The 22872-nt window shown below is 71.2% G+C and carries 22 protein-coding genes and 1 tRNA gene; 22 read left to right on the top strand and 1 reads right to left on the bottom strand.

All coding sequences use genetic code 11. The features are described 5' to 3' along the window. Positions 1–91: 91 nt before the first annotated feature. The 21 genes from WD794_10535 (at position 92) to htpX (ending at position 21762) form a co-directional block, all read left to right on the top strand. The gene (locus WD794_10535; protein ID MEX2290747.1) at positions 92–799 is read left to right on the top strand and encodes a demethylmenaquinone methyltransferase; all 708 of its coding nucleotides are present in this window, start codon (positions 92–94) and stop codon (positions 797–799) included. Between the two features lie 84 nt (positions 800–883). Beyond that, positions 884–2158: a geranylgeranyl reductase family protein gene (locus WD794_10530; GenBank protein ID MEX2290746.1), complete on the top strand. Its 1275-nt coding sequence runs from the start codon at positions 884–886 to the stop codon at positions 2156–2158. 75 nt (positions 2159–2233) lie between these two features. Beyond that, entirely contained in the window at positions 2234–2596 is a 363-nt protein-coding gene (locus WD794_10525; GenBank protein MEX2290745.1) for an NADH-quinone oxidoreductase subunit A, read from the top strand. A gap of 3 nt (positions 2597–2599) precedes the next feature. Next, positions 2600–3193 carry an NADH-quinone oxidoreductase subunit B family protein gene (locus WD794_10520; GenBank protein ID MEX2290744.1) on the top strand — a complete coding sequence of 198 codons (594 nt, stop codon included), beginning with the start codon at positions 2600–2602 and terminating at the stop codon, positions 3191–3193. Continuing rightward, the gene (locus WD794_10515) at positions 3190–3924 is read left to right on the top strand and encodes an NADH-quinone oxidoreductase subunit C (GenBank protein ID MEX2290743.1); all 735 of its coding nucleotides are present in this window, start codon (positions 3190–3192) and stop codon (positions 3922–3924) included. Before WD794_10520 ends, WD794_10515 begins: the two co-directional genes overlap by 4 nt. A gap of 113 nt (positions 3925–4037) precedes the next feature. Then, positions 4038–5270, top strand: a complete 1233-nt coding sequence (locus WD794_10510) for an NADH-quinone oxidoreductase subunit D (protein MEX2290742.1) — start codon at positions 4038–4040, stop codon at positions 5268–5270. Further along, complete coding sequence (gene nuoE / locus WD794_10505; protein ID MEX2290741.1) at positions 5267–5977, top strand: NADH-quinone oxidoreductase subunit NuoE; 711 nt, start codon at positions 5267–5269, stop codon at positions 5975–5977. Before WD794_10510 ends, nuoE begins: the two co-directional genes overlap by 4 nt. Then, a complete protein-coding gene (gene nuoF, locus WD794_10500) occupies positions 5977–7299 on the top strand; it encodes an NADH-quinone oxidoreductase subunit NuoF (GenBank protein MEX2290740.1) in 1323 nt (440 codons plus the stop codon). Before nuoE ends, nuoF begins: the two co-directional genes overlap by 1 nt. After that, a complete protein-coding gene (locus tag WD794_10495) occupies positions 7296–9776 on the top strand; it encodes an NADH-quinone oxidoreductase subunit G (GenBank protein ID MEX2290739.1) in 2481 nt (826 codons plus the stop codon). The genes nuoF and WD794_10495 overlap by 4 nt, the downstream gene beginning before the upstream one ends. After that, positions 9773–11125 (top strand): NADH-quinone oxidoreductase subunit NuoH, encoded by a 1353-nt coding sequence (gene nuoH, locus WD794_10490; protein ID MEX2290738.1) that lies wholly within the window; start codon positions 9773–9775, stop codon positions 11123–11125. The genes WD794_10495 and nuoH overlap by 4 nt, the downstream gene beginning before the upstream one ends. A gap of 1 nt (position 11126) precedes the next feature. After that, on the top strand, positions 11127–11714 hold the full coding sequence (nuoI, locus tag WD794_10485; protein MEX2290737.1) for an NADH-quinone oxidoreductase subunit NuoI: 588 nt from the start codon (positions 11127–11129) through the stop codon (positions 11712–11714). Beyond that, complete coding sequence (locus WD794_10480; protein ID MEX2290736.1) at positions 11711–12475, top strand: NADH-quinone oxidoreductase subunit J; 765 nt, start codon at positions 11711–11713, stop codon at positions 12473–12475. The genes nuoI and WD794_10480 overlap by 4 nt, the downstream gene beginning before the upstream one ends. Continuing rightward, positions 12472–12771, top strand: coding sequence for an NADH-quinone oxidoreductase subunit NuoK (gene nuoK, locus WD794_10475; GenBank protein ID MEX2290735.1), 300 nt, complete (start codon positions 12472–12474; stop codon positions 12769–12771). Before WD794_10480 ends, nuoK begins: the two co-directional genes overlap by 4 nt. Positions 12772–12942: 171 nt before the next feature. Further along, positions 12943–14835: an NADH-quinone oxidoreductase subunit L gene (gene nuoL / locus WD794_10470; protein MEX2290734.1), complete on the top strand. Its 1893-nt coding sequence runs from the start codon at positions 12943–12945 to the stop codon at positions 14833–14835. Next, on the top strand, positions 14832–16577 hold the full coding sequence (locus tag WD794_10465) for an NADH-quinone oxidoreductase subunit M (GenBank protein ID MEX2290733.1): 1746 nt from the start codon (positions 14832–14834) through the stop codon (positions 16575–16577). Before nuoL ends, WD794_10465 begins: the two co-directional genes overlap by 4 nt. A gap of 7 nt (positions 16578–16584) precedes the next feature. Beyond that, entirely contained in the window at positions 16585–18123 is a 1539-nt protein-coding gene (nuoN, locus tag WD794_10460; protein MEX2290732.1) for an NADH-quinone oxidoreductase subunit NuoN, read from the top strand. Then, positions 18123–19121 (top strand): polyprenyl synthetase family protein, encoded by a 999-nt coding sequence (locus tag WD794_10455; GenBank protein MEX2290731.1) that lies wholly within the window; start codon positions 18123–18125, stop codon positions 19119–19121. Before nuoN ends, WD794_10455 begins: the two co-directional genes overlap by 1 nt. Positions 19122–19124: 3 nt before the next feature. Next, positions 19125–19550, top strand: a complete 426-nt coding sequence (nuoB, locus tag WD794_10450) for an NADH-quinone oxidoreductase subunit NuoB (protein ID MEX2290730.1) — start codon at positions 19125–19127, stop codon at positions 19548–19550. Beyond that, positions 19547–20131 (top strand): NADH-quinone oxidoreductase subunit C, encoded by a 585-nt coding sequence (locus WD794_10445; protein ID MEX2290729.1) that lies wholly within the window; start codon positions 19547–19549, stop codon positions 20129–20131. Before nuoB ends, WD794_10445 begins: the two co-directional genes overlap by 4 nt. Next, positions 20128–20601 carry a 4Fe-4S binding protein gene (locus WD794_10440; protein ID MEX2290728.1) on the top strand — a complete coding sequence of 158 codons (474 nt, stop codon included), beginning with the start codon at positions 20128–20130 and terminating at the stop codon, positions 20599–20601. The genes WD794_10445 and WD794_10440 overlap by 4 nt, the downstream gene beginning before the upstream one ends. 303 nt (positions 20602–20904) lie before the next feature. Continuing rightward, a complete protein-coding gene (htpX, locus tag WD794_10435) occupies positions 20905–21762 on the top strand; it encodes a zinc metalloprotease HtpX (protein MEX2290727.1) in 858 nt (285 codons plus the stop codon). Here the strand turns inward: htpX and WD794_10430 are convergent. Then, positions 21753–22241, bottom strand: a complete 489-nt coding sequence (locus tag WD794_10430; protein MEX2290726.1) for a YajQ family cyclic di-GMP-binding protein — start codon at positions 22239–22241, stop codon at positions 21753–21755. The genes htpX and WD794_10430 overlap by 10 nt on opposite strands. 57 nt (positions 22242–22298) lie before the next feature. On the opposite strand from WD794_10430, the gene WD794_10425 reads away from it, so the two are divergent. Further along, positions 22299–22380: transfer RNA gene (locus tag WD794_10425), tRNA-Tyr, on the top strand. Positions 22381–22872 lie beyond the last annotated feature (492 nt).

Below are 22872 nucleotides of genomic sequence, written 5' to 3'. Positions count from 1 at the left end.
AGGAGTACGGGGGTTCGACGCGGGGTCCCGCGCCCTCTGCGGCTCCCCTCCCCGGCGAAGGCCGGATCATGCCCCGGCCGCGCCTGCGAGAATGGTCGGCGTGACCCGTGCGACGCTCGAGAAGGACCCGGCCGAGGTGGCCGCCATGTTCGACCAGGTGGCGGCCCGCTACGACCTCACCAACTCGGTGCTCTCGCTCGGGCAGGACCGCGGTTGGCGCCGGGCGGTTGCGCAGGCACTCGACCTGACCCCGGGTCAGCGGGTGCTCGACCTGGCCGCCGGGACGGCCACCAGCAGCGCGGCGCTGGCCCGGAGCGGCGCTCGCGTGGTGGGCTGCGACTTCTCACTCGGCATGCTCCGGGTCGGCAAGCGGGCCGCGCACGACGGCGTCGAGCTGGTGGCCGGTGACGCGCTCGCACTGCCGTTCGCGGACGCGTCCTTCGACGCCGTGACGATCGCCTTCGGGCTGCGCAACACCCGTGACATCGACCTCGCTCTCGCCGAGCTGCGGCGGGTCACGCGGCCCGGGGGCCGGCTGGTGGTCTGTGAGTTCAGCCACCCGACGTGGCCACCGCTGCGCACCGTCTACGTCGAGTACCTCATGAGGGCGCTCCCGGCCGTGGCGCGCCGGGTGAGCAGCGATCCCGAGGCCTACGTCTACCTCGCCGAATCCATCCGCGCCTGGCCTGCGCAGGCTGCGCTGGCCAGGCGGCTGCAGGGGGCCGGCTGGGCGAGTGTCGCCTGGCGCGACCTCACCGGCGGCATCGTCGCGCTGCACCGGGCCAGTCGGCCCGCCTGAAACCGCTGGCAGGCGGCAGAGGTGCCGGACGCCGTAGACTCCGCACTTCATGTGAAAGTTTTCACGAGTCCGGGAGGGGCTGCGGTGGGCACGCAGACGGGAGTCCGGCAGGACGCCGACGTCATCGTCGTCGGGGCCGGTCCCGGTGGCAGCGCCGCCGCTCACGCGCTCGCGCAGGCCGGGCTGGACGTGCTGCTGCTCGAGAAGACCAGCTTCCCGCGGGAGAAGGTCTGCGGCGACGGCCTCACCCCGCGTGCCGTCAAGAGCCTGGTGCAGCTGGGCATCGACACCGGGGAGAGCAACGGCTTCCTGCGCAACCGCGGCCTGCGCATCATCGGTGGCGGCATGCGCCTCGAGCTGCCGTGGCCGGAGCTGGCCAGCTTCCCCGACTACGGCCTGGTGCGTCCGCGGCTGGACTTCGACGAGCTGCTCGCCCGCACGGCACAGAAGGTCGGCGCGCGACTGCAGGAGCAGACCACCGTCACCGGCCCCGTGCTGGACGCCGCCGACCGGGTGGTGGGTGTGCGGGCAAAGGTCGGTCCCGAGAAGCTGGAGCAGGAGGTCCGGGCACCCCTGGTGATCGCCGCAGACGGCAGCAGCGCGCGGCTCGCGCTCTCCCTCGGCATCGCCAAGCGTGACGACCGGCCGATGGGGGTGGCGGTGCGCCGCTACTTCTCCAGCCCGCGGCACGACGACGACATGCTCGAGTCCTGGCTCGAGCTGCGCGGCGAGGACGGCAGCCTGCTGCCCGGCTACGGCTGGGTCTTCGGCGTCGGCGACGGCACGAGCAACGTCGGGCTCGGCATTCTCAACACCACCAACGCCTGGCAGAAGACCGACTACAAGGAGCTGCTGGCCCGCTGGACCGGCGGCATGCCCGGGACGTGGCAGTTCGACGAGGAGCACGCGGTCGGCCCGGTCCGCGGCGGAGCGCTCCCCATGGGCTTCAACCGCACCCCCCACTACAGCCGCGGCGTCCTGCTCGTGGGCGACGCCGGCGGCGCGGTCAACCCCTTCAACGGCGAGGGCATCGCCTACGCCATGGAGTCCGGGCTGCTCGCCGCCGAGGTGGCGGTCCAGGCCCTCGCCCGGCCCGAGGGCGCCGGCCGGGAGCGCGCGCTGCAGGCCTACCCGGACCAGCTCAAGGCGGTCTACGGCGGCTACTTCACGCTCGGGCGGATCTTCGTGCACCTCATCGGTCACCCGCAGGTCATGGCGCTGGCGACCCGGCACGGGCTGCCGCGGCCGCTGCTGATGAAGTTCACCCTGAAGCTGCTCGCGAACCTCACCGACCCGCGCGGAGGCGACGCCCTGGACCGCGTCGTCAACGGCCTGTCCCGGGTGGCCCCCGCGGCCTGAGCATCCCTGGAGAGCCCCTAGGCTGACCGGCGGCTCCACGTCCCGGCGTACGACACGAGGAGGAGGACAGCGCGCGTGCTCGACAACTACGTGCCGATCCTGGTGCTGTTCGTCCTCGCCACGGCCTTCGCGGCCGGCTCGGTCGGCGCCGCAGCAGTGCTCGGCCCGAAGCGCTACAACCGGGCCAAGCTGGACGCCTACGAGTGCGGCATCGAGCCGACGCCGCAGCCCATGGGCGGCGGTCGCTTCCCGGTCAAGTTCTATCTGACCGCGATGCTCTTCATCGTTTTCGACATCGAGATGATCTTCCTCATCCCGTGGGCGGTCGCCTTCGACCAGCTCGGCCTGTTCGGCCTCGTCGAAATGGCGATCTTCCTCGGCACCGTCTTCGTCGCGTACGCCTATGTGTGGCGTCGCGGCGGTCTGGAGTGGGACTAGTTCATGGGGCTCGAGGAGAAGATCCCGAGCGGGATCGTGCTGACCAGCGTGGAGAAGGTCGTCAACTGGTCGCGTAAGAGTTCGATGTGGCCGGCCACCTTCGGGCTGGCCTGCTGCGCCATCGAGATGATGGCCACCGGCGCCGGGCGCTACGACCTGGCCCGCTTCGGCATGGAGGTCTTCCGCGCCTCTCCCCGGCAGGCCGACCTGATGATCGTCGCCGGCCGGGTGAGTCAGAAGATGGCGCCCGTCGTGCGGCAGATCTACGACCAGATGCCCGAGCCCAAGTGGGTCATCGCGATGGGTGTCTGCTCCAGCAGCGGCGGGATGTTCAACAACTACGCCATCGTCCAGGGCGTGGACCACATCGTGCCGGTCGACATGTACCTCCCGGGGTGCCCGCCCCGTCCCGAGATGCTGCTCGACGCGATCCTCAAGCTGCACGACAAGATCATGGACGAGCCGCTCGGCAGCAACTCGCGCCGCCGCGAGCTGCCGGGTTACGCGCCGCGCGAGCTGGTGGCGAGCAGCGAGCGCTACACCCCCGAGGGCAAGAAGGACCACCGCACGGCGCTGCACACGGAGCTCATGCGATGAGCGGCGGCACCAGTCCGGAGCGGGTGACCGGCTCCGGCCCACGACCCGGCGCGGTCGAGGGGACCGGATCGGCCGTCGCCCCCACCGGCACGGCGGCCCGCGCGGGCAGCGACATGTTCGGCGCGAGCGCCGGCGGCGACACCAGCGGCTTCGGCGGCCTGGTCCGCCGCACCTCGACCGACGCCTCCTCGCCGCGGCCGTTCGGCGGCTGGTTCGACGAGGCCGTCGACGCGCTCGAGGAGGCCTTTCCCGGCTACGGCGAGTCCGTCACCCGGGTGGTGGCGGACCGGGGTGAGCTGACGCTGCACGTGCGGCCGGACAAGGTCGCTGACCTCTGCCAGCACCTGCGCGACGACCAGGAGCACCGCTACGAGCTGCTGCTCGGCGTCTCCGGCGTCGACTACCCGACCCGGCCGGAGCGCTTCGCGGTCGTCTACCACCTGCTGTCGATGACCTACCGGCGGCGGCTGCGGCTCGAGACCGCCGTGTCCGGGGCTGCCCCGCACGTCGCCAGCGTCACCGGGGTCTATCCGACCGCCGACTTCCACGAGCGCGAGACGTGGGACATGTTCGGTGTGCAGTTCGACGGCCACCCGGCGTTGACCCGGATCCTCATGCCCGATGACTGGTCGGGCTTCCCGCAGCGCAAGGACTACCCGCTGGGGGGCGTGCCGGTGGAGTACAAGGGCGCGCAGATCCCGCCGCCGGACGAGCGGAGGTCCTACGCGTGACCACCTACGACGACACCACCACCGAGGCGCCAGGCGCCGACCCGTACGCCGCCAGCGCCCGGGAGACCACCGAGGGCACCGTCTACACGGTCACCGGCGGCGACTGGGACAGCGTGCTCGGCGCCGGCGTCGAGGACGAGCGGATCGTCGTCAACATGGGCCCGCAGCACCCGTCCACGCACGGCGTGCTGCGTCTGGTGATGGAGCTCGAGGGTGAGACCGTCACCAGCGCCCGCACCGTCATCGGCTACCTGCACACCGGGATCGAGAAGAACCTCGAGTACCGCAACTGGGTGCAGGGCGTCACCTTCGTGACCCGGATGGACTACCTCGCGCCGATCTTCAACGAGACGGCCTACAGCCTGGCCGTCGAGAAGCTGCTCGGTATCGAGGCGCCGCCGCGCGCGACCACGATCCGCGTGCTGTGCATGGAGCTCAACCGCATCGCCAGCCACCTCGTCGCCTTCGCGACCGGGGGGCTCGAGCTGGGCGCGCTGACCGCCATGACCAACGCCTTCCGCGAGCGCGAGCTGGTCCTCGACGTACTCGAGATGATCACCGGCCTGCGGATGAACCATGCGTACGTGCGGCCCGGCGGGCTGGCCCAGGACCTGCCGCCCGGCGCCGTCGAGAAGATCCGCGAGCTGCTCACGATCCTGCCCGGGCGCTTCGCGGGCATCGACAAGATGCTCACCGGCAATCCCATCTGGCGGGCCCGCACGCAGAAGATCGCCCACCTGGACGTGCAGGGCTGCCTGGCGCTCGGCGTCACCGGCCCGATCCTGCGCTCGGCCGGCCTGGCCTGGGACCTGCGCAAGACCGACCCGTACTGCGGCTACGAGGACTACGAGTTCGACGTCGCCACGCACACCGACGCCGACTGCTGGGGCCGCTTCCTGGTCCGCAAGCAGGAGATGTACGAATCGTTGAAGATCATCGAACAGGCACTCGACAAGCTCGAGCCGGGCCCGGTCATGGTGGCGGACACCAAGATCGCCTGGCCGGCGCAGCTGGCGCTCGGGAGCGACGGCCTCGGCCAGTCGCTCGACCACGTGAAGAAGATCATGGGTACCTCGATGGAGGCGCTCATCCACCACTTCAAGCTGGTGACCGAGGGCTTCCGGGTCCCGCCGGGCCAGGTCTACACCGCCGTCGAGTCGCCCCGCGGGGAGCTCGGCATGCACGTGGTGAGCGACGGCGGCACCCGGCCGTACCGCGTCCACGTCCGCGACCCGTCGTTCACGAACCTGCAGGCGACCGCAGCGATGTGTGAGGGCGGCATGCTGTCGGACGCCATCGCCGCGGTGGCCTCGATCGACCCTGTCATGGGAGGTGTCGACCGATGACGGTCGCAGAAGGAGACGGCCCGTCCGTGCTGTCCGAGCAGACCCGGCTCGAGGCGCGCGAGATCATCGCGCGGTATCCGCAGTCCCGCTCGGCGCTGCTGCCGATGCTGCACCTGGTGCAGTCCGAGCAGGGCTACGTCAGCCCCGAGGGCATCGCGCTGTGCGCGGAGGAGCTGGGGCTGACCAAGGCCGAGGTCGGTGCGGTGGCGACCTTTTACACGATGTACCGCCGCAAGCCGGCGGGGGACTACCACGTCGGTGTCTGCACGAACACCCTGTGCGCGGTGCTCGGCGGCGACGTGATCCTCGACGGGCTCAAGGAGCACCTCGGCATCGGCCACAACGAGACCACCGAGGACGGCCGGATCAGCCTGGAGCACATCGAGTGCAACGCGGCCTGTGACTACGCGCCGGTGATGATGGTCAACTGGGAGTTCTACGACAACCAGACACCGTCCTCGGCGCGCGAGCTGGTCGACGCCTGCCGCGACGGCAGTCCGCCGGCGCCGACCCGTGGGCCGGACAGCCTGTGCACCTTCAAGCAGGCTTCGCGGGTGCTGGCCGGCTTCCCGGACGGCCGCGCCCACGAGGGCGTGCAGGCCGGGCCGGCGACCCTGGTCGGCCTCGAGCTGGCCAGGGCGCGCGGTGACGCGGCACCGGCCTACCCCGACAGCGCCGCCGCGGCGTCGCAGAGCAAGGACGCCTGATGGTCTTCACTCCCGTCCTGTCCCGCCACTGGGACGAAGCGGACTGCTTCACGATCGACGGCTACACCCGGCACGACGGCTACACCGCGCTGCGCAAGGCGCTGGCGATGGAGCCCGACGCGGTCATCGCGCTGGTCAAGGAGTCCGGCCTGCGGGGTCGCGGCGGCGCCGGCTTCCCGACCGGCATGAAGTGGGGCTTCATCCCGCAAGGCACGGAGGGTCAGGCGGCCAAGCCGCATTACCTCGTCGTCAACGCCGACGAGAGCGAACCCGGCACCTGCAAGGACATCCCGTTCCTGATGGCGAACCCGCACGCGCTGGTCGAGGGCGTGGCCATCACGTCCTACGCCATCCGGGCCGGCTTCGCGGTCATCTACGTCCGTGGCGAGGTGGTCCACGTCCTGCGCCGCCTGCAGCAGGCGGTCGCCGACGCCTACACCGCCGGCCATCTCGGCAGGGACATCGGCGGTACCGGCTTCGACCTCGACGTGGTCGTGCACGCCGGCTCCGGCGCCTACATCTGCGGCGAGGAGACGGCGCTGCTCGACTCGCTCGAGGGCTACCGCGGCCAGCCCCGGCTGCGCCCGCCGTTCCCGGCCACGCACGGTCTCTACGCCAGCCCGACGGTCGTCAACAACGTCGAGTCCATCGCGTCGGTGCCGAGCATCGTGCTCGGCGGCGCGGAGTGGTTCTCGAGCATGGGCACCGAGAAGAGCAAGGGCTTCACGCTCTACTCTCTGTCCGGGCACGTGCAGAGCCCGGGGCAGTACGAAGCCCCGCTGGGCATCACCCTGCGCCAGCTGCTCGATCTGTCGGGGGGTATGCGCGAGGGCCACACGCTGAAGTTCTGGACCCCCGGCGGGTCCTCCACGCCACTGCTCACCGCCGAGCACCTCGACGTCCCGCTCGACTACGAGGGCGTCGCCGCCGCCGGCTCGATGCTCGGCACCAAGGCGCTGCAGTGCTTCGACGAGACGACGTGCGTCGTGCGCGCCATCCTTCGGTGGACCGAGTTCTACGCGCACGAGTCGTGCGGGAAGTGCACACCGTGCCGGGAGGGCACCTACTGGATGGTGCAGATCCTGCAGCGGCTCGAGGCCGGAACCGGCACCGAGGCCGACATCGCGACGCTCCTGGACACCTGCGACAACATCTTCGGCCGGTCGTTCTGCGCGCTCGGGGACGGGGCGACCAGCCCGATCGTGTCCGGCGTGCAGTACTTCCGCGAGGAGTTCCTCGCCCACATCACCGACGCGGGCTGCCCGTTCGACCCGCACGCCAGCACCGTGTTCGCCATGGACACCGCAGGGATGCCCGCATGACCGTCACCTCGCCCGGCACCACCGACGTGGTGCCCACCGACCTGGTCACCCTCACCATCGACGGCTTCGAGGTCGCGGTTCCCAAGGGCACGCTGGTCATCCGCGCTGCCGAGCTGCTGGGCATCCAGATCCCGCGCTTCTGCGACCACCCGCTGCTCGACCCGGTCGGTGCCTGCCGGCAGTGCATCGTGGAGGTGGAGGGCCAGCGCAAGCCGCTGACCGCCTGCACGACGACGGTGACCGAGGGCATGGTGGTGCAGACCCAGCTCACCAGCCCGGTGGCCAAGAAGGCGCAGGAGGGCACTCTCGAGCTGCTCCTGATCAACCACCCGCTGGACTGCCCGGTCTGCGACAAGGGCGGCGAGTGCCCGCTGCAGAACCAGACGATGAGCAACGGCAACGCCGAGTCGCGCTTCCACGACGTCAAGCGGACCTTTCCCAAGCCGATCGCGATCAGCAGCCAGGTGCTGCTCGACCGCGAGCGCTGCGTGCTCTGCGCCCGCTGCACCCGCTTCTCCCAGCAGGTGGCCGGCGACCCGTTCATCGAGATGTTCGAGCGGGGTGCGCTGCAGCAGGTCGCGATCTACTCCGACCAGCCGTTCGAGAGCTACTTCTCCGGCAACACGGTGCAGATCTGCCCGGTCGGTGCGCTGACCGGCGCGGCCTACCGCTTCCGTGCGCGGCCGTTCGACCTGGTCTCCACGCCGATGGTGTGCGAGCACTGCGCCTCGGGCTGCGCGCTGCGCACCGACCACCGGCGCGGCAAGGTGCTCCGCCGGCTGGCCGGCGACGACCCCGCGGTCAACGAGGAGTGGAACTGCGACAAGGGCCGCTGGGCGTTCACCTACGCCCAGCAGGGTGACCGCCTCGCCTCGCCGCTGGTGCGCGACTACGGGACCGGCCAGCTCCGCCCGGCGTCGTGGACCGAGGCGCTCGACCGGGCCGCCGAGGGGCTGCGTCTCGCGCGCGCCGAGAACGGCGTGGGTGTGCTGCCGGGTGGCCGGCTCACCGTCGAGGACGCGTACGCGTACGCGAAGTTCGCCCGCGTCGTCCTCGGCACCAACGACATCGACTCGCGGGTGCGCCCGCACTCGGCCGAGGAGCAGGCCTTCCTCGCCGCGCACGTCGCCGGCCGCTACGCCGGCCAGGACGGCGTGCTGACCTACGCAGAGCTCGAGCAGGCACGTACGGTGCTGCTCGCCGGCTTCGAGCCGGAGGAGGAGTCGCCGATCCTGTTCCTGCGGCTGCGCAAGGCGGTCCGCAGCACCGGGACACGGGTCTTCACGGTCGCGCCGTTCCGGTCGCCCGGCTCGATCAAGACCGCCGCGCGCCTGCTGCAGACCGCTCCGGGTGGTGAAACCGCAGTGCTCACAGGCCTTGTCGGTGGGACCGACGGTGAGGGTCAGTCGACTGCAGCCGAGGCCTCGGCCGCGCTGCGCGAGCCCGGCGCCGTGATCCTGGTCGGCGAGCGGCTGGCCGCGACTTCCGGCGCGCTCTCCGCCGCCTCGCGGCTGGCAACGGCCACCGGGGCGCGGCTGGCCTGGATCCCCCGCCGGGCCGGTGAGCGTGGCGCGATCGACACCGGCACGCTGCCCGGCCTGCTGCCCGGCGGCCGGCTCGTGACCTCTGACGGCGGTGCCGACGCGGCCGACGTCGCCGCCGTGTGGGGGGAGCTGCCCGCGACGCCCGGCCGCGGCCTCGACGGCATCCTCACCGCCGCCCGCGACGGCGGACTCTCGGCCCTGCTGGTCGGTGCCGTCGACCCGGCCGACTGCCCCGACCCGGAGCTCGCCCTCGACGCCCTGGACGCCGTGCCGTTCCTGGTCAGCCTCGAGCTGCGCCGCTCGGCAGTCACCGACCGCGCCGACGTGGTGCTGCCGGTGGCGGCCGCCGTGGAGAAGGCCGGCACCTACCTCGACTGGGAGGGCCGGGCCCGCCCGTTCGAGCGGGTGCTCGACAAGAGCGGCGGGCTGCCCGACGGCCGCGTCCTGCACGTCCTCGCCGACGAGATGGACGTGCCGATCGCGCTGCCCGACGTCGCCTCGGCGCGCGCCGAGATCGCCCGCCTCGGCGCCGCGCCCGGCACCGCCACGGCCCCCTCGTACGACCCCGAGCCGGTCGCGTCGCCGCAGGCCGGCGAGGCGGTTCTCGCGTCCTGGCACTGGCTGCTGGACGACGGCTCGCTGAGCGACGGCGAGCCGTTCCTGGCCGGCACCGCCAGGAAGCCGCGGCTGCACCTGTCGGCCGGCACGGCCGCCGATCTGGGGGCCGCCGACGGCGAACTGGTGACCGTCTCCTCCGATCGTGGCAGCCTGACCCTCCCGCTGGTGGTCGCCGACCTGCCCGACCGGGTCGTCTGGGTGCCGATGCGCACGCCGGACGCCGCCGTGCGCCGCGACCTCGCGGTCGTCCCGGGCGCCGTCGTGCGACTGTCGGTCGCGGACGCAACGGCCGGCCGGACAGGAGGTGCCGCATGACGTGGCTCGCGCAGGAGGGTGGCCGGGACAACCACCTGCCCCTGACCAGCTTCGGCAACGAGCCCCTCTGGCTGACGATCGCCAAGGTGCTGTTCGTCTTCGCCCTGCTCGTCACCATGACCCTGCTGACCATCTGGGGCGAGCGCCGCGTCGTCGCCCGCATGCAGCAGCGCTCCGGCCCCAACCGGGTGGGGCCGTTCGGCGTCGGCCAGGGCCTGGCCGACGGGATCAAGCTGGCGCTGAAGGAAGACATCATCCCGGCCATGGCCGACAAGCCGGTCTACATCCTCGCGCCGCTGCTGTCCGCGATTCCCGCCTTCCTCGCCTTCAGCGTCATCCCGTTCGGCCCGAAGGTGACGATCGCCGGCCACGAGACGGCGCTGCAGCTGACCGACCTGCCGGTCGGGGCGCTGTTCGTCTTGGCGGCGGCAAGCGTCGGCGTCTACGGCATCGTGCTCGCCGGCTGGTCCAGCGGCTCGACCTACCCGCTGCTCGGCGGGCTTCGGTCGGCCGCGCAGGTGATCTCGTACGAGATCGCGATGGCGCTGTCGCTGGTCGCCGTCTTCCTCTACGCCGGCTCGCTGTCCACCAGCGAGATCGTCGCCGCGCAGGAGAGCCGCTGGTTCGTGCTCACCCTGCCGGTCAGCTTCTTCATCTACGTCATCGCCATCACGGGCGAGACGAACCGGGCGCCGTTCGACCTCCCCGAGGCCGAGAGCGAGCTGGTCGGCGGCTTCCACACCGAGTACAGCTCGCTGAAGTTCGCGATGTTCTTCCTCGCCGAGTACATCAACATCATCACTGTCTCGGCGCTCGCGACGACGCTGTTCCTCGGCGGCTGGATGCCGATCTGGCCGTTCTCGCAGGTGGAGTTCCTCTCGACCGGCTTCTTCCCGATCGTGTGGTTCCTGTCCAAGACCGCGGCGTTCATCTTCTGCTTCATCTGGCTGCGCGGGGTGCTGCCGCGGATGCGCTACGACACCTTCATGCGCTTCGGCTGGAAGGTGCTCGTGCCGGTCGGCCTGTTGTGGATCATGCTGGTCGCGGCGATCCGCACCGCGACGCTCGAGATCGACGACCGCCGCACGCTGCTGTTCGGTGTCGGTGTGATCTTCGTCGTCGTGCTCGCGGTCTTCTGGCTGATCCCCGCTCCTTCCACGGACGAACAGCTGACCGGTGCCGGCTCAGGAGTGGGCGAGGGTCCCGGCACCGATCTGACCCCCCTGTCCGAGGGCGGCTACCCGGCCCCGCCGATGGACCTGGTCGTCCCGCCGACGCCGCGGTCGCTGCGGCACAGCGCGCTGTCCGGTGTCGGCGCCGCCCCCGAGAACCCCGAGAGCGAGGCCTGACATGGCCGGCATTCTTGATCCCGTACGCGGATTCGGGCTCACCTTCAGCCAGATGTTCAAGAAGGTGACCACCGAGCAGTACCCTGAGCAGGTCACTCCGACGGCGCCGCGCTATCACGGCCGGCACGTGCTGAACCGGCACCCGGACGGCCTGGAGAAGTGCATCGGCTGCGAGCTGTGCGCCTGGGCGTGCCCGGCCGACGCCATCTACGTCGAGGGCGCCGACAACACCGAGGAGGCGCGCTACTCGCCCGGTGAGCGCTACGCGTCGATCTATCAGATCAACTACCTGCGCTGCATCTTCTGCGGGCTGTGCATCGAGGCCTGCCCGACCCGGTCGCTGACGATGACCAACGAGTACGAGTTGGCCGACGACAGCCGCGAGGACCTCATCTTCACCAAGACCCAGCTGCTGGCCCCGATGCTCCCGGGCATGGAGGAGCCGCCGCACCCGATGCGGCTGGGCGACAGTGACGCCGACTACTACGTCGGCGCCGTCCAGAAGGTCTCGCCGGTCGGCGGCGACCCGTCGGTCGAGGGCCGGCTGGACCCCGACGACAGCGGCGGCGCCGGGCAGGCGGAGCGATGAGCGACCCGCAGCTGCTGCTCGCCGCGACCAGCACCGGCGAGGCCGTCACGTTCTGGATCCTCGGACCGATCGCGACCGTCGCTGCGGTGATGATGGTGCTGGCGCGCAACGCCGTGCACGCCGCGCTGTTCCTGGCCGGGGTGATGCTGAGCCTGGCCGGGCTCTACGCCGTGCAGGACGCGCCGTTCCTCGCGGCCGTGCAGATCATCGTCTACACCGGCGCCATCCTCATGCTGTTCCTGTTCGTCCTCATGCTCGTCGGCGTCGACTCGAGCGACTCGCTGATCGAGACGCTGCGCGGCCACCGCATCGCTGCTTTCGTCGTGGGCCTCGGCTTCGCTGCGCTGCTGACGGGGACCCTGGCCAGCGCGATGGTGGGCGACGACGGCACCGTCGCCGCAGTCGGGCTCGACGCCGCGAACGAAGAAGGCAACGTCGTCGGCATCGCCCGGCTGTTGTTCACCGACTACCTGTTCGCGTTCGAGCTGACCAGCGCGCTGCTCATCACCGCGGCGCTGGGTGCGATGGTGCTCGCGCACAAGGAGCGCGCCACACCGAGGACGACGCAGCGCGAGCTCGCCCGGCAGCGTTTCGCCGGCGGCAACCCCTTCGCGCTGCCCGGCCCCGGTGTCTACGCCGGGCACAACTCGACGGCCACCCCGGCGCTGCTGCCCGACGGCTCCCAGTCCGAGGACAGCGTGAGCCCGATCCTCGAGTCGACCGCCGGCGGCGAGACCAACGAGACGGTTCGGCAGTCGTGAACGAGTCCTACTACCTCATCCTCGCGGCGCTGCTGTTCACCATCGGTGGCCTCGGGGTGCTGCTGCGCCGCAACGCCATCCTGGTGTTCATGAGCGTGGAGCTGATGCTCAACTCGGTCAACCTCACGCTGGTCACCTTCAGCCGCACCACCGGCACCCTCGACGGCCAGGTGATGGCCTTCTTCGTCATGGTGGTGGCCGCGGCTGAGGTCGTGGTCGGTCTGGCCATCATCATGAGCATCTTCCGCAGCCGACGGTCGGCCTCGGTCGACGACGCCAACCTGCTCAAGTACTGACCATCCGCGGCACCTGAACCTGCCGCACCCGACAGAGGACGAGGTCCGGCCCGTGCTGCGCACGCCCCGACGAGGAGCGATCCGGTGAGCCTGCTCCTGCACGCTGCCGTGCACGCAGAGACCACGCTGGCCAGCGAGGCGCTGGCCGAGCCGCTGCCGACCGGTGACTACCTGGCGGCGGCCGGCTCGCTCGAGCTGCTGTGGCTGCTCGTCGCGCTGCCGCTGGCCGGTTCAGCGATCCTGCTGCTCGGCGGCCGGCGTACCAACGACTGGGGCCCGTACCTCGCCATCGCCGCATGCGCCGGCTCCTTCCTGTACGGGCTCATGGCCTTTGCTGCGCTGCTCGGGCTCGAGCAGCGCACCGCCGACCTGCACCTGTACTCCTGGGTGCCGGTCAACGAGCTGCAGATCGACGTCGGCCTGCTGCTGGACCCGCTGTCGGCGACGTTCGTGCTGCTCATCACCGGCGTCGGCCTGCTCATCCACGTCTACTCGCTCGGCTACATGGCGCACGACCCGCGGCGCCGGCTGTTCTTCGGCTACCTGAACCTGTTCATCGCGGCGATGCTGGTGCTGGTGCTGGGCAACAGCTACCTGGCGCTGTTCCTCGGCTGGGAGGGCGTGGGCCTGGCGTCCTACCTGCTCATCTCCTTCTGGTTCCACGTCCCGGAGTACGCGACGGCCGCCAAGAAGGCGTTCATCATGAACCGGGTCGGCGACGTCGGCCTGCTGATCGCGATCTTCCTGATGTTCGCGGCACTGGGCACGACGTCGTTCAGCGGCGTCTTCGGCTCGGCCGAGCTGCTGGCTGCAGGCACCGCCACCGCGATCGGGCTGCTGCTGCTGCTCGGCGCGGCCGGCAAGTCCGGCCAGTTCCCGCTGCACACCTGGCTGCCGGACGCCATGGCCGGCCCGACGCCGGTCTCCGCGCTCATCCACGCGGCGACGATGGTCACCGCCGGCGTCTACCTCATCGCCCGCTCGCTGCCGCTCTACGAGGTGAGCGACACCGCGCGGCTGGTCGTGGGCATCATCGGCGTGGTCACGCTGGTCATCGGAGCCGTCATCGGCTGCGTCTACGACGACATCAAGAAGGTGCTGGCCTACTCCACCGTCAGTCAGATCGGCTACATGTTCCTCGCCGTCGCGATCCCCGGCGCGGCTGCCGTCGCGATCCTGCACCTGCTGACGCACGGCTTCTTCAAGGCCTGCATGTTCCTGTCGGCCGGGTCGGTCATGCACGGCATGAACGACCAGGTCGACATGCGGCGCTTCGGCGGCCTGCGCAAGGAGATGCCGGTGACCTTCGCCTGCATGACGGCGGGCTATCTGGCCATCATCGGCTTCCCGCTGTTCGCCGGCTTCTTCTCCAAGGACCTCATCGTCGAGGCGGCGCTGGACCAGGGCGGCGTCCGCGGCTGGCTGATGGGCGGCACCGCGATCGTCATCGCCGGCGTCACCGCCTTCTACATGACCCGGATGATGGTGATGACGTTCTTCGGCCCGAAGCGGTGGACCGAGGACGTCCACCCGCACGAGTCGCCGGCGGTGATGACCGTGCCCATGGTCATCCTGGCCGTCGGCTCGGTCGTCAGCGGCTACCTGTTGGTGCACGTCACGCCGCTGCCGGACTTCCTGGCCCCGGTCCTCGGCCGCGAGGAGGTCCAGCACGTGCTGGAGCCGATTGTCGTGACGGCGATCGTGACCGCCGTCAGCGCGCTCGGCGTGCTCGTGGCCTACCTGCAGTACGCGAGGCGGCCGGTCCCGACCACCGCCCCCGTCGCGGTGAGCCCACTGACGGTCGCGGCCCGCCGGAATCTCTACTTCGACGCGCTCAACGAGAATCTGCTCATGCGCCCCGGCCAGTACCTCACCCGCGCGCTGGTGTTCGTGGACAACCGCGGCATCGACGGTGCCGTGCACGGCATGGCGGCGGGGATCGGCGGTGGCTCCGGCCGGCTGCGCCGCTGGCAGAACGGCTTCGTACGGTCCTATGCCCTGTCGATGTTCGGAGGAGCTGCTCTCGTGGTCGGCGCCCTGCTCGTGACCAGGCTCGGGACATGAGCGACCTGCCCTGGCTGACGATTCTCGGCCTCGTGCCGCTCGTCGGCGCGTCGGTCATCGCGGCGCTGCCACGCGGCCGGGACCTGCTGGCCAAGCAGGTCGCGCTGGCCACGTCGCTCGTCGTGCTCGCTCTGACGATCGCGATCAGTGCGGCGTTCGCCCCGACGGGCGACCGCTTCCAGTTCACCGAGGCGCACGACTGGATCCCCGCTTTCGGTGTGCAGTACGCCCTCGGCGTCGACGGGATCGCGCTGGTGCTCATCGCTCTCGTCGCGGTGCTGGTGCCGGTCGTGGTGCTGGCCGGCTGGCACGAGGCGGACCCGGTGCCCGAGCCGGCTGGGATCGTGGCCGGCGCCGCGACACGCACGACCACGTCCGGGCCGATCCGCTCGGTCTCACCGGACACCGGCCGGGCGGCCGAGACCGCCACCCACTCGGGGGGCGGCACCGCGGTTCTCGACCCGCCGGTCGCCGCCCCGCCGGCCGGCACCGAGCCGCCCGCCGGCGACCCCCCGCGCAAGCGCAGCGTGCCCACCTTCTTCGCGCTGCTGCTGGTGCTCGAGACGATGATGATCGGTGTCTTCGCCGCCACCGACGTCTTCCTGTTCTACGTCTTCTTCGAGGCGATGCTCATCCCGATGTACTTCATCATCGGCAGCTACGGCGGTCCGCGCCGGTCGTACGCCGCGGTGAAGTTCCTGCTGTTCAGCCTGGCCGGCGGGCTGCTCATGCTGGCAGCCGTCATCGGCCTCTACGTCGTCTCGGCCGGCAACGACCCGGACGGCCAGGGCACCTTCGCCTTCGAGCAGCTGGTCGGGCTGCAGATGAGCACCGGGGTGGAGATCGCGCTGTTCAGCGGCTTCTTCATCGCCTTCGCCATCAAGGCCCCGCTGTTCCCGTTCCACACCTGGCTGCCCGACGCGGGTGCCGAGGCGCCGGTCGGTGGAGCGGTGCTGCTGGTCGGCATCCTCGACAAGGTCGGCACCTTCGGGTTCCTGCGCTACTGCCTGCCGCTGTTCCCCGAGGCCAGCCGCATCCTCGGCCCGTACATCGTCGTCCTGTGCGTCATCGGAATCCTCTACGGCGCGCTGCTGGCGATGGGCCAGAAGGACCTCAAGCGGCTGGTGTCCTACACCTCCATCGCGCACTTCGGCTTCATCGGCCTGGGTATCTTCGCCTTCACCAGCCAGGCGCAGACCGGCGCGGTGCTCTACATGGTCAACCACGGCCTGTCGACCGGCGCGCTGTTCCTCGTCGTCGGCTTCCTCATCGCCCGCGGTCGCAGCCGGCTGACCGGCGACTACTCCGGCGTGGCCGCCGTCGCGCCACTGCTGGCGGGAACCTTCCTGCTCGCCGGCCTGTCCTCGCTGGCGCTGCCCGGGCTCTCCACGTTCATCAGCGAGTTCCTCGTCCTGCTCGGCACCTACGCGCGCTATCCGGTCGCGGCGGTGCTGGCGGCGATCGGGGTCATCCTGGCTGCCCTCTACATCCTGCTGATGTACCAGCGCACGATGCAGGGCCCGCTCCGCCTGCCGGCCGGGATCAGTTCCATCCGCGACCTGCACCTGCGCGAGGTGCTCGCCGTGGCCCCGCTGCTGGCACTGATGATCTTCCTGGGCTTCTATCCGAAGCCGCTGACGGACGTCATCACGCCCGCGGTGAACGCCACCATGCAGGACGCCGGCGCCGCCGACCCGCCACCGACCCAGGGCCGCGGCTCCGCCGCCGGTCCGAGCCGCTGAGGACGACATGCCCACCGACATCCAGTCCCCTGAGCTGGCCTACGGGCCGATCGTCCCGATGCTCCTCGTCTTCACGGCCGCCCTGATCGGCGTGCTCGTGGAGGCGTTCGCCCCCGCGGCCCGGCGGCGCTCCCTGCAGATCGTCACCGCCGTTCTCGGCCTGCTCGGCGCGCTCGTCGCGATCGTCTCCCTCGCCGGTACCGAGCAGCTCGTGTTCGCCGACGCGATCGCCGTGGACGGGCCGACGCTGTTCCTGCAGGGGACGCTGGCCGTGGTCGGACTGGCGGCGATCCTGCTGCTGAGCGAGCGGTCACTCGACGCCTCCGGTGGCGCCGTCGTCGCCCGGGCCTCCGTCCTGCCCGGCTCGCGCGAGGACGTCGCGCTGGCCGAGGCGACCGACGTGCAGACCGAGATCTACCCGCTGGCGATGTTCAGCCTCGGCGGAATGATGCTGTTCCCGGCGTCGAACAACCTCATCCTGATGTTCATCGCACTCGAGGTGCTGTCCCTGCCGCTGTACCTCATGGCCGGGCTCGCCCGCCGGCGCCGCCTGCTCTCGCAGGAGGCCGCCGTAAAGTACTTCCTGCTCGGCGCCTTCGCCTCCGCCTTCTTCCTCTACGGCGTCGCACTGCTGTACGGCTACGCCGGCAGCGTCGACCTCGGTGACATCTTCGCTGCGACCGGCCTGGCGCAGTCCAACGAGGCGCTGCTGTTCGTCGGCCTCGCGATGCTCGCGGTCGGTCTGCTGTTCAAGGTCGGGGCCGTGCCGTTCCAGGCCTGGACGCCCGACGTCTACCAGGGAGCGCCGACACCGGTCACCGCGCTGATGGCCTCCTGCACCAAGATCGCCGCCTTCGGCGCGCTGCTGCGCGTCTTCTACGTCGGCTTCGGGCGCACCGAGTGGGACTGGCGCCCGATGATGTGGGGCATCGCGATCCTGACCATGGTGATCGGCGCACTCCTGGCCGTGACCCAGACCGACGTCAAGCGGATGCTGGCCTACTCCGCGGTCGCGCACACCGGCTTCATCCTGGTCGGCGTGGTCGCCCTCAGCCCCGAGGGGCTCTCGGGCACGCTGTTCTACCTGCTGGCCTACGGCTTCACCACGCTGGCCGCCTTCGCCATCGTCACGCTGGTGCGGGACAGCAGCGGTGAGGCGACCCATCTGGCGCAGTGGGCCGGCCTGGGACGCAAGAGCCCGCTGGTGGCGGCGACCTTCGCGTTCCTGCTGTTCGCGCTGGCCGGCATCCCCCTCACCAGCGGCTTCATGGCCAAGTTCGCGGTGTTCACCGCGGCGGTCGACAGCGGCGCCATCGGGCTGGTCGTCGTCGGTGTCGTGACCAGCGCGGTGACGGCGTTCTTCTACGCCCGGGTGGTCGTGCTGATGTTCTTCAGCGAGCCGGCGCTCGACGGGCCGACCGTGTCGGTTCCCAGCGCCTACACCGCTGGCGCCGTCGCGCTCGGTCTGGCCGTCACCGTCGTGCTCGGCATCCTGCCCCAGCCGGTCCTGGACCTGGCGGCCCGCGCCTCACAGTTCGTCTACTGATGGGCGTAGGCGGGGGCGCCGTCCTCGAGGCCGCCGATCCGGCGCTGGCTGCGGCGGTGCAGGACGACCTGGAGGTCGTCGAGGAGCGGCTGCGCGAGGTCGTGAGGAGTGCGCATCCGATGCTCGACGAGGCCGGCCGGCACCTCGTCCACGCAGGAGGTAAGCGGGTGCGCCCGCTGCTCGCCCTGTTGGCCGCGCGCCTGGGTGAGCCGGCCGCGCCCGGCGTGATCGACGCCGCCGTCGTCGTCGAGCTCACCCACCTGGCCACGCTCTACCACGACGACGTCATGGACGAGGCCGAGGTGCGGCGGGGCGCCGCCTCCGCGAACGCCCGCTGGACCAACACCGTCGCGATCCTCACCGGCGACTTCCTGTTCGCCCGCGCGTCCGATCTCACCGCCGGCCTGGGTACCGAGGCCACGCACATCCAGGCGCGCACGTTCGCCCGGCTGGTCGAGGGACAGATCTCCGAGACGGCCGGCCCGGCTGCGGGGCAGGATCCGGTGGAGCACCACCTGCAGGTGGTGGCCGACAAGACCGGCTCGCTGCTGGGCACCTCCGCCCGGCTCGGCGCGCTGATGGCCGGAGCCCCGCCGGCCGACGTCGAGACGGTCGCCCGCTTCGGCGAGGTCTTCGGCGCCGCGTTCCAACTCTCCGACGACCTCATCGACGTGCTCTCCGAAACCGGCCAGTCCGGCAAGACACCCGGCACCGATCTGCGCGAGGGCATCCGGACGCTCCCGGTGCTGTTGGTGCTCGCCGACCGGGACGGTGACAGCGCCCGGCTGCGCGAGTTGCTCGAGGGCGACCTCGCCGACGACGGCCGGCTGGACGAGGCGCTGGGGCTACTGCGTGCGCACCCCGCGATGGACCTGGCCCGCGAGCGGCTCGCCGCGTGCGTCGAGCAGGCCCGTGCGGTGGCGGCGGACCTGCCGTCGGGGCCCGTACGCCAGGCGCTCGACGCGCTCACCGACTTCGTCCTGGCCCGCACCGGCTGACCGGTGCCCGCCCTGTCGTCCGCACCCGCCACCCTGGTCCTCGACCGGGGCAGGCGCTACACCTTGACCGTCCTCAACGTGGGACTCGCCTGCTGCGCCGTCGAGGCGATGGTCGCCGCGCTCGCGCAGGGACAGGGCCGCGTCCCCTACGCCGGGGACGAGCGAGAGGTGCAGGTCATGGTGGTCTCGGGGACCGTCACCAGCAAGCTCGCCCCGCTCGTGCAGCGCCTGCACGCCGAGCTGCCGCAGCCCGTGCGGGTCATCGCGTTCGGCGCCTGTGCCAGCAGCGGTGGGCCGTACTGGGACTCCTACTGCGTCACCGCCGGCGTCGACCTGCTCGTGCCGGTCGACCACTACGTCCCCGGCTGCCCACCCCGGCCCCAGGCGTTGCTCGACGCGCTCGATGCCCTCGGCCGGTCGCTGCCGTGAGCCCGTCGACCGGTCCCGCCGGGATCGACCTGGTGGCACGGTTGTCGGCGGTGCTGCCCGACGCCCGTGTCACGTCGTCGTACGACGTCGTCACCGCCGACGTGGAGCGCGGGCAGTGGACGCACGCGGTGGCGGCGTGCCGCGACGACGCCGCGCTCGACGGGACGTTCTTCGACGTGCTGCTCGCGGTGGACGAGCACCCCGACGGCTTCGACGTGGTCGTGCGGCTGTGGTCGGTGCGCGCGCGGCACGGCTTCCACCTGCGCACCCGCTGTCCGCGCAGCGACCCGCGGGTGCCCACGCTGACCGCGGTGTTCGCCGGCGCGGCCTGGCACGAGCGGGAGGCAGCCGAGATGTTCGGGCTCACCTTCGACGGCCGTCCGGCGCACCTGCCACTGCTGCTGCCGGACGGCTTCGACGGCCATCCGCTGCGCAAGGAGCGGGTCCTGGCGGCGCGGATGCAGCCGTGGCCGGGTGCGGTCGACCCGGCCGATGCCGGACCGGGCCGCCCCGCCGGTCGGCGCCGCCTGCTGCCGCCCGGTGCCCCGCCCCCGGTCCCGCCGGGCGAGCCGCTGCCGTGAACGAGGTGGAGCGGGGTCAGGAGGTGGAGCCGGGTGCCGCGCCGCCCGCGCGTAGCCGTGGCACGATCGGCCTGCTCGAGGAGAACTGCACCGTCTGCATGCTCTGCGCGCGGGAGTGCCCCGACTGGTGCCTGTTCATCGAGGGCCACACCGAGTCGGCTCCGCCGGCCCGGCCCGGTGGACGGCCCCGGGTGCACAACGTCCTGGACCGCTTCGCCGTCGACTGGTCGCTGTGCATGTACTGCGGCATCTGCGTCGAGGTCTGCCCGTTCGACGCGCTGTTCTGGGCGCCGGACCTCGTCCCGGCCGAGCCATCGCGGCCGGCGCTGGTCGAGGAACGCGAGGAGTTGCGCACCTGGATCGCCGGCGTGCCGCCGCCTCCGCCGCTGGACCCGGCGGCCGAGCCGGCCGAAGAGGTCACCGCCGCCGAGCGGCTGGATGCCATCGCCGCCGCCCGCGCCGCCCGCTGAGCGGCTGCCGGCCAGGTCGATCGGGCCGAATGGGTGACCTGCGAGCCCGCCATGCGGGCGTGCAGCCGGGAGGCAGGACGTGCACCTCGCCCCGCTGCCTCCCGGTCGAGCCTGTCGGCCGCAGGCAGCGGCAGGCAGCCTTCGGAGGTGCATGTCTTCGCTCCCAGCCGTCGGGCTCCCAGCCGTCGGGCTCCCAGCCGTCGGGCTCGCAGCCGCCGGGCTCGCAGCCCGAACCGCCCCCGGAACGCGCAGCCCTGCGGCGGCGTTCTACCCGGCGCACGCACATCGCATGGAGGAGGGGCAGTGCACGCGCACCGCAACGGGCTCAAGACCGCTCTGCTGCTGGGCCTGCTGTCCAGCATCATCCTGTTCGTCGGCGCGCAGTTCGGCTCGGGCGGCCTGGTGCTCGCCCTGGTCGTCGCGCTCGGCGTGAACGGCTACTCGTACTTCTACAGTGACAAGCTCGCGCTCAAGAGCATGCGCGCCTATCCGGTCAGCCAGGTGCAGCACCCGCGGCTGTACGCGATCGTCGGCGAGCTGGCGCACAGCATGAAGATGCCGATGCCGCGGCTCTACCTCAGCCCGACCGCGGCGCCGAACGCCTTCGCCACCGGGCGCAACCCGCAGAACGCCGCGGTCTGTTGTACCGAGGGGATCCTGGAGCTGCTCGACGAACGTGAGCTGCGGGGCGTGCTGGGTCACGAGCTGGCCCACGTCGGCAACCGCGACATCCTCATAGCCTCCGTTGCCGCGGCCCTGGCCACGGTCATCACCTTCGTCGCCCACATGGCGCAGTTCGCCATGATCTTCGGCGGTCGCGACCGTGACGGCGGCAACATCTTCTCCAGCCTGCTGCTGATCGTCCTCGGCCCGATCGCGGCCGGTGTGATCCAGATGGCGATCAGCCGCAGCCGGGAGTACCAGGCCGACCTCACCGGCGCCGGCGTCACCGGCGACCCGCTGGCGCTGGCCAGCGCCCTGCGCAAGCTCGAGCGCGGAACGGCCGCGCGCCCACTGGTGGAGGATCCGTCGCTGGCGCCGACCAGCTCGCTGATGATCGCCAATCCGTTCCGCGGTGGCGGCCTCGGCAAGCTGTTCAGCACTCACCCGCCGATGGCCGAGCGGGTCGCCCGCCTCGAGCAGATGGCCGGCTACCGGTAGTTGGTGAACTGCAGCGCGAAGTCGAAGTCGGCCCCCTTGAGCAGGGCGATGACGGCCTGCAGGTCGTCCTTCTTCTTCGCGGAGATGCGTAGCTGGTCTCCCTGGATCTGCGCCTGCACACCCTTGGGCCCCTCGTCGCGGACCAGCTTGCTGACCTTCTTCGCGTTGTCCTGCGAGATGCCCTCGTCGACCTTGGCGGTCAGTCGGTACTCCTTGCCGCTCTGCTCGGGCTCCCCTGCATCCAGCGTCTTGAGCGACACCTGCCGCTTGACCAGTTTCTCCTTGAAGACGTCGAGCAGGGCGTTGCAGCGTTCCTCCGAGCCAGCCTTGATCAGAATGGACTCGCCGGACCACTCGATCGAGGCGCCGGTGCCCTTGAAGTCGTAGCGGGTGGCCGCCTCCTTGGCGGCCTGGTTCAGCGCGTTGTCGACCTCCTGGCGGTCGACCTTGCTCACGACGTCGAATGACGGGTCCGCCACGGGATGTCCTCCTCGAGTTGCTATCGTCTCCCGCGCTCCCCCTTGGGGAGCGCGCTGGGCGGGTTGCCCGAGTGGTCAAAGGGAGCAGACTGTAAATCTGCCGGCTCAGCCTACGAAGGTTCGAACCCTTCACCCGCCACAACCAGTGCACACGGCCCCTGACCTGCGAAAACCCAGGCTCGGGGGCCGCTCGCTGTCCTGACCGCCAGTACCCGTGAAACGCCGCCCCTGACCCGCTCCCTGTACGGGCACGCAGCGGGCGAGCTGCCAGCGGTCCTGCTGGCTGTCCTACAGCGTCCTGGTGCGCAGGACGGTCGAGGGCACCTGCAAGCTCGACGGCGTCAACGAGAAGACGCTCGACAAGAGCCTGCGCAAGATGCGCGACGAGAGCTGCTGCGGCGGCGCGACAGCACTGTGTGTGCGTTGCGCGGTGACTGTCCGGTGTGGCCGACAGCTCTTGGAGCGTCGGCAACCCTGGCTCGGCTCTGCCGCCAGCTGCCGCCAGATGCCGGCGGCCGGCCGTCCCGGTGAGCGACACGCGGCCGTCCCGGTGAGCGACGCACTGCCTGCCCGGGGCCCCCCCCCCCCCGCGGGGGGGGGGGGGGGGGGGGGGGGGGGGGGGGGGGGGGGG

Source organism: Mycobacteriales bacterium, from assembly GCA_040902655.1.
Lineage (GTDB): Bacteria > Actinomycetota > Actinomycetes > Mycobacteriales > SCTD01 > SCTD01.
This window is presented reverse-complemented; position numbering and strand designations above follow the sequence as displayed.

Coding starts and splice junctions, on each gene's coding strand:
- WD794_10535 (MEX2290747.1), top strand. CDS start 92: ATGGTCGGCGTGACCCGTGCGACGCTCGAGAAGGACCCGGCCGAGGTG.
- WD794_10520 (MEX2290744.1), top strand. CDS start 2,600: ATGGGGCTCGAGGAGAAGATCCCGAGCGGGATCGTGCTGACCAGCGTG.
- WD794_10515 (MEX2290743.1), top strand. CDS start 3,190: ATGAGCGGCGGCACCAGTCCGGAGCGGGTGACCGGCTCCGGCCCACGA.
- nuoE (MEX2290741.1), top strand. CDS start 5,267: ATGACGGTCGCAGAAGGAGACGGCCCGTCCGTGCTGTCCGAGCAGACC.
- nuoF (MEX2290740.1), top strand. CDS start 5,977: ATGGTCTTCACTCCCGTCCTGTCCCGCCACTGGGACGAAGCGGACTGC.
- WD794_10495 (MEX2290739.1), top strand. CDS start 7,296: ATGACCGTCACCTCGCCCGGCACCACCGACGTGGTGCCCACCGACCTG.
- nuoH (MEX2290738.1), top strand. CDS start 9,773: ATGACGTGGCTCGCGCAGGAGGGTGGCCGGGACAACCACCTGCCCCTG.
- nuoI (MEX2290737.1), top strand. CDS start 11,127: ATGGCCGGCATTCTTGATCCCGTACGCGGATTCGGGCTCACCTTCAGC.
- WD794_10480 (MEX2290736.1), top strand. CDS start 11,711: ATGAGCGACCCGCAGCTGCTGCTCGCCGCGACCAGCACCGGCGAGGCC.
- WD794_10465 (MEX2290733.1), top strand. CDS start 14,832: ATGAGCGACCTGCCCTGGCTGACGATTCTCGGCCTCGTGCCGCTCGTC.
- nuoN (MEX2290732.1), top strand. CDS start 16,585: ATGCCCACCGACATCCAGTCCCCTGAGCTGGCCTACGGGCCGATCGTC.
- WD794_10455 (MEX2290731.1), top strand. CDS start 18,123: ATGGGCGTAGGCGGGGGCGCCGTCCTCGAGGCCGCCGATCCGGCGCTG.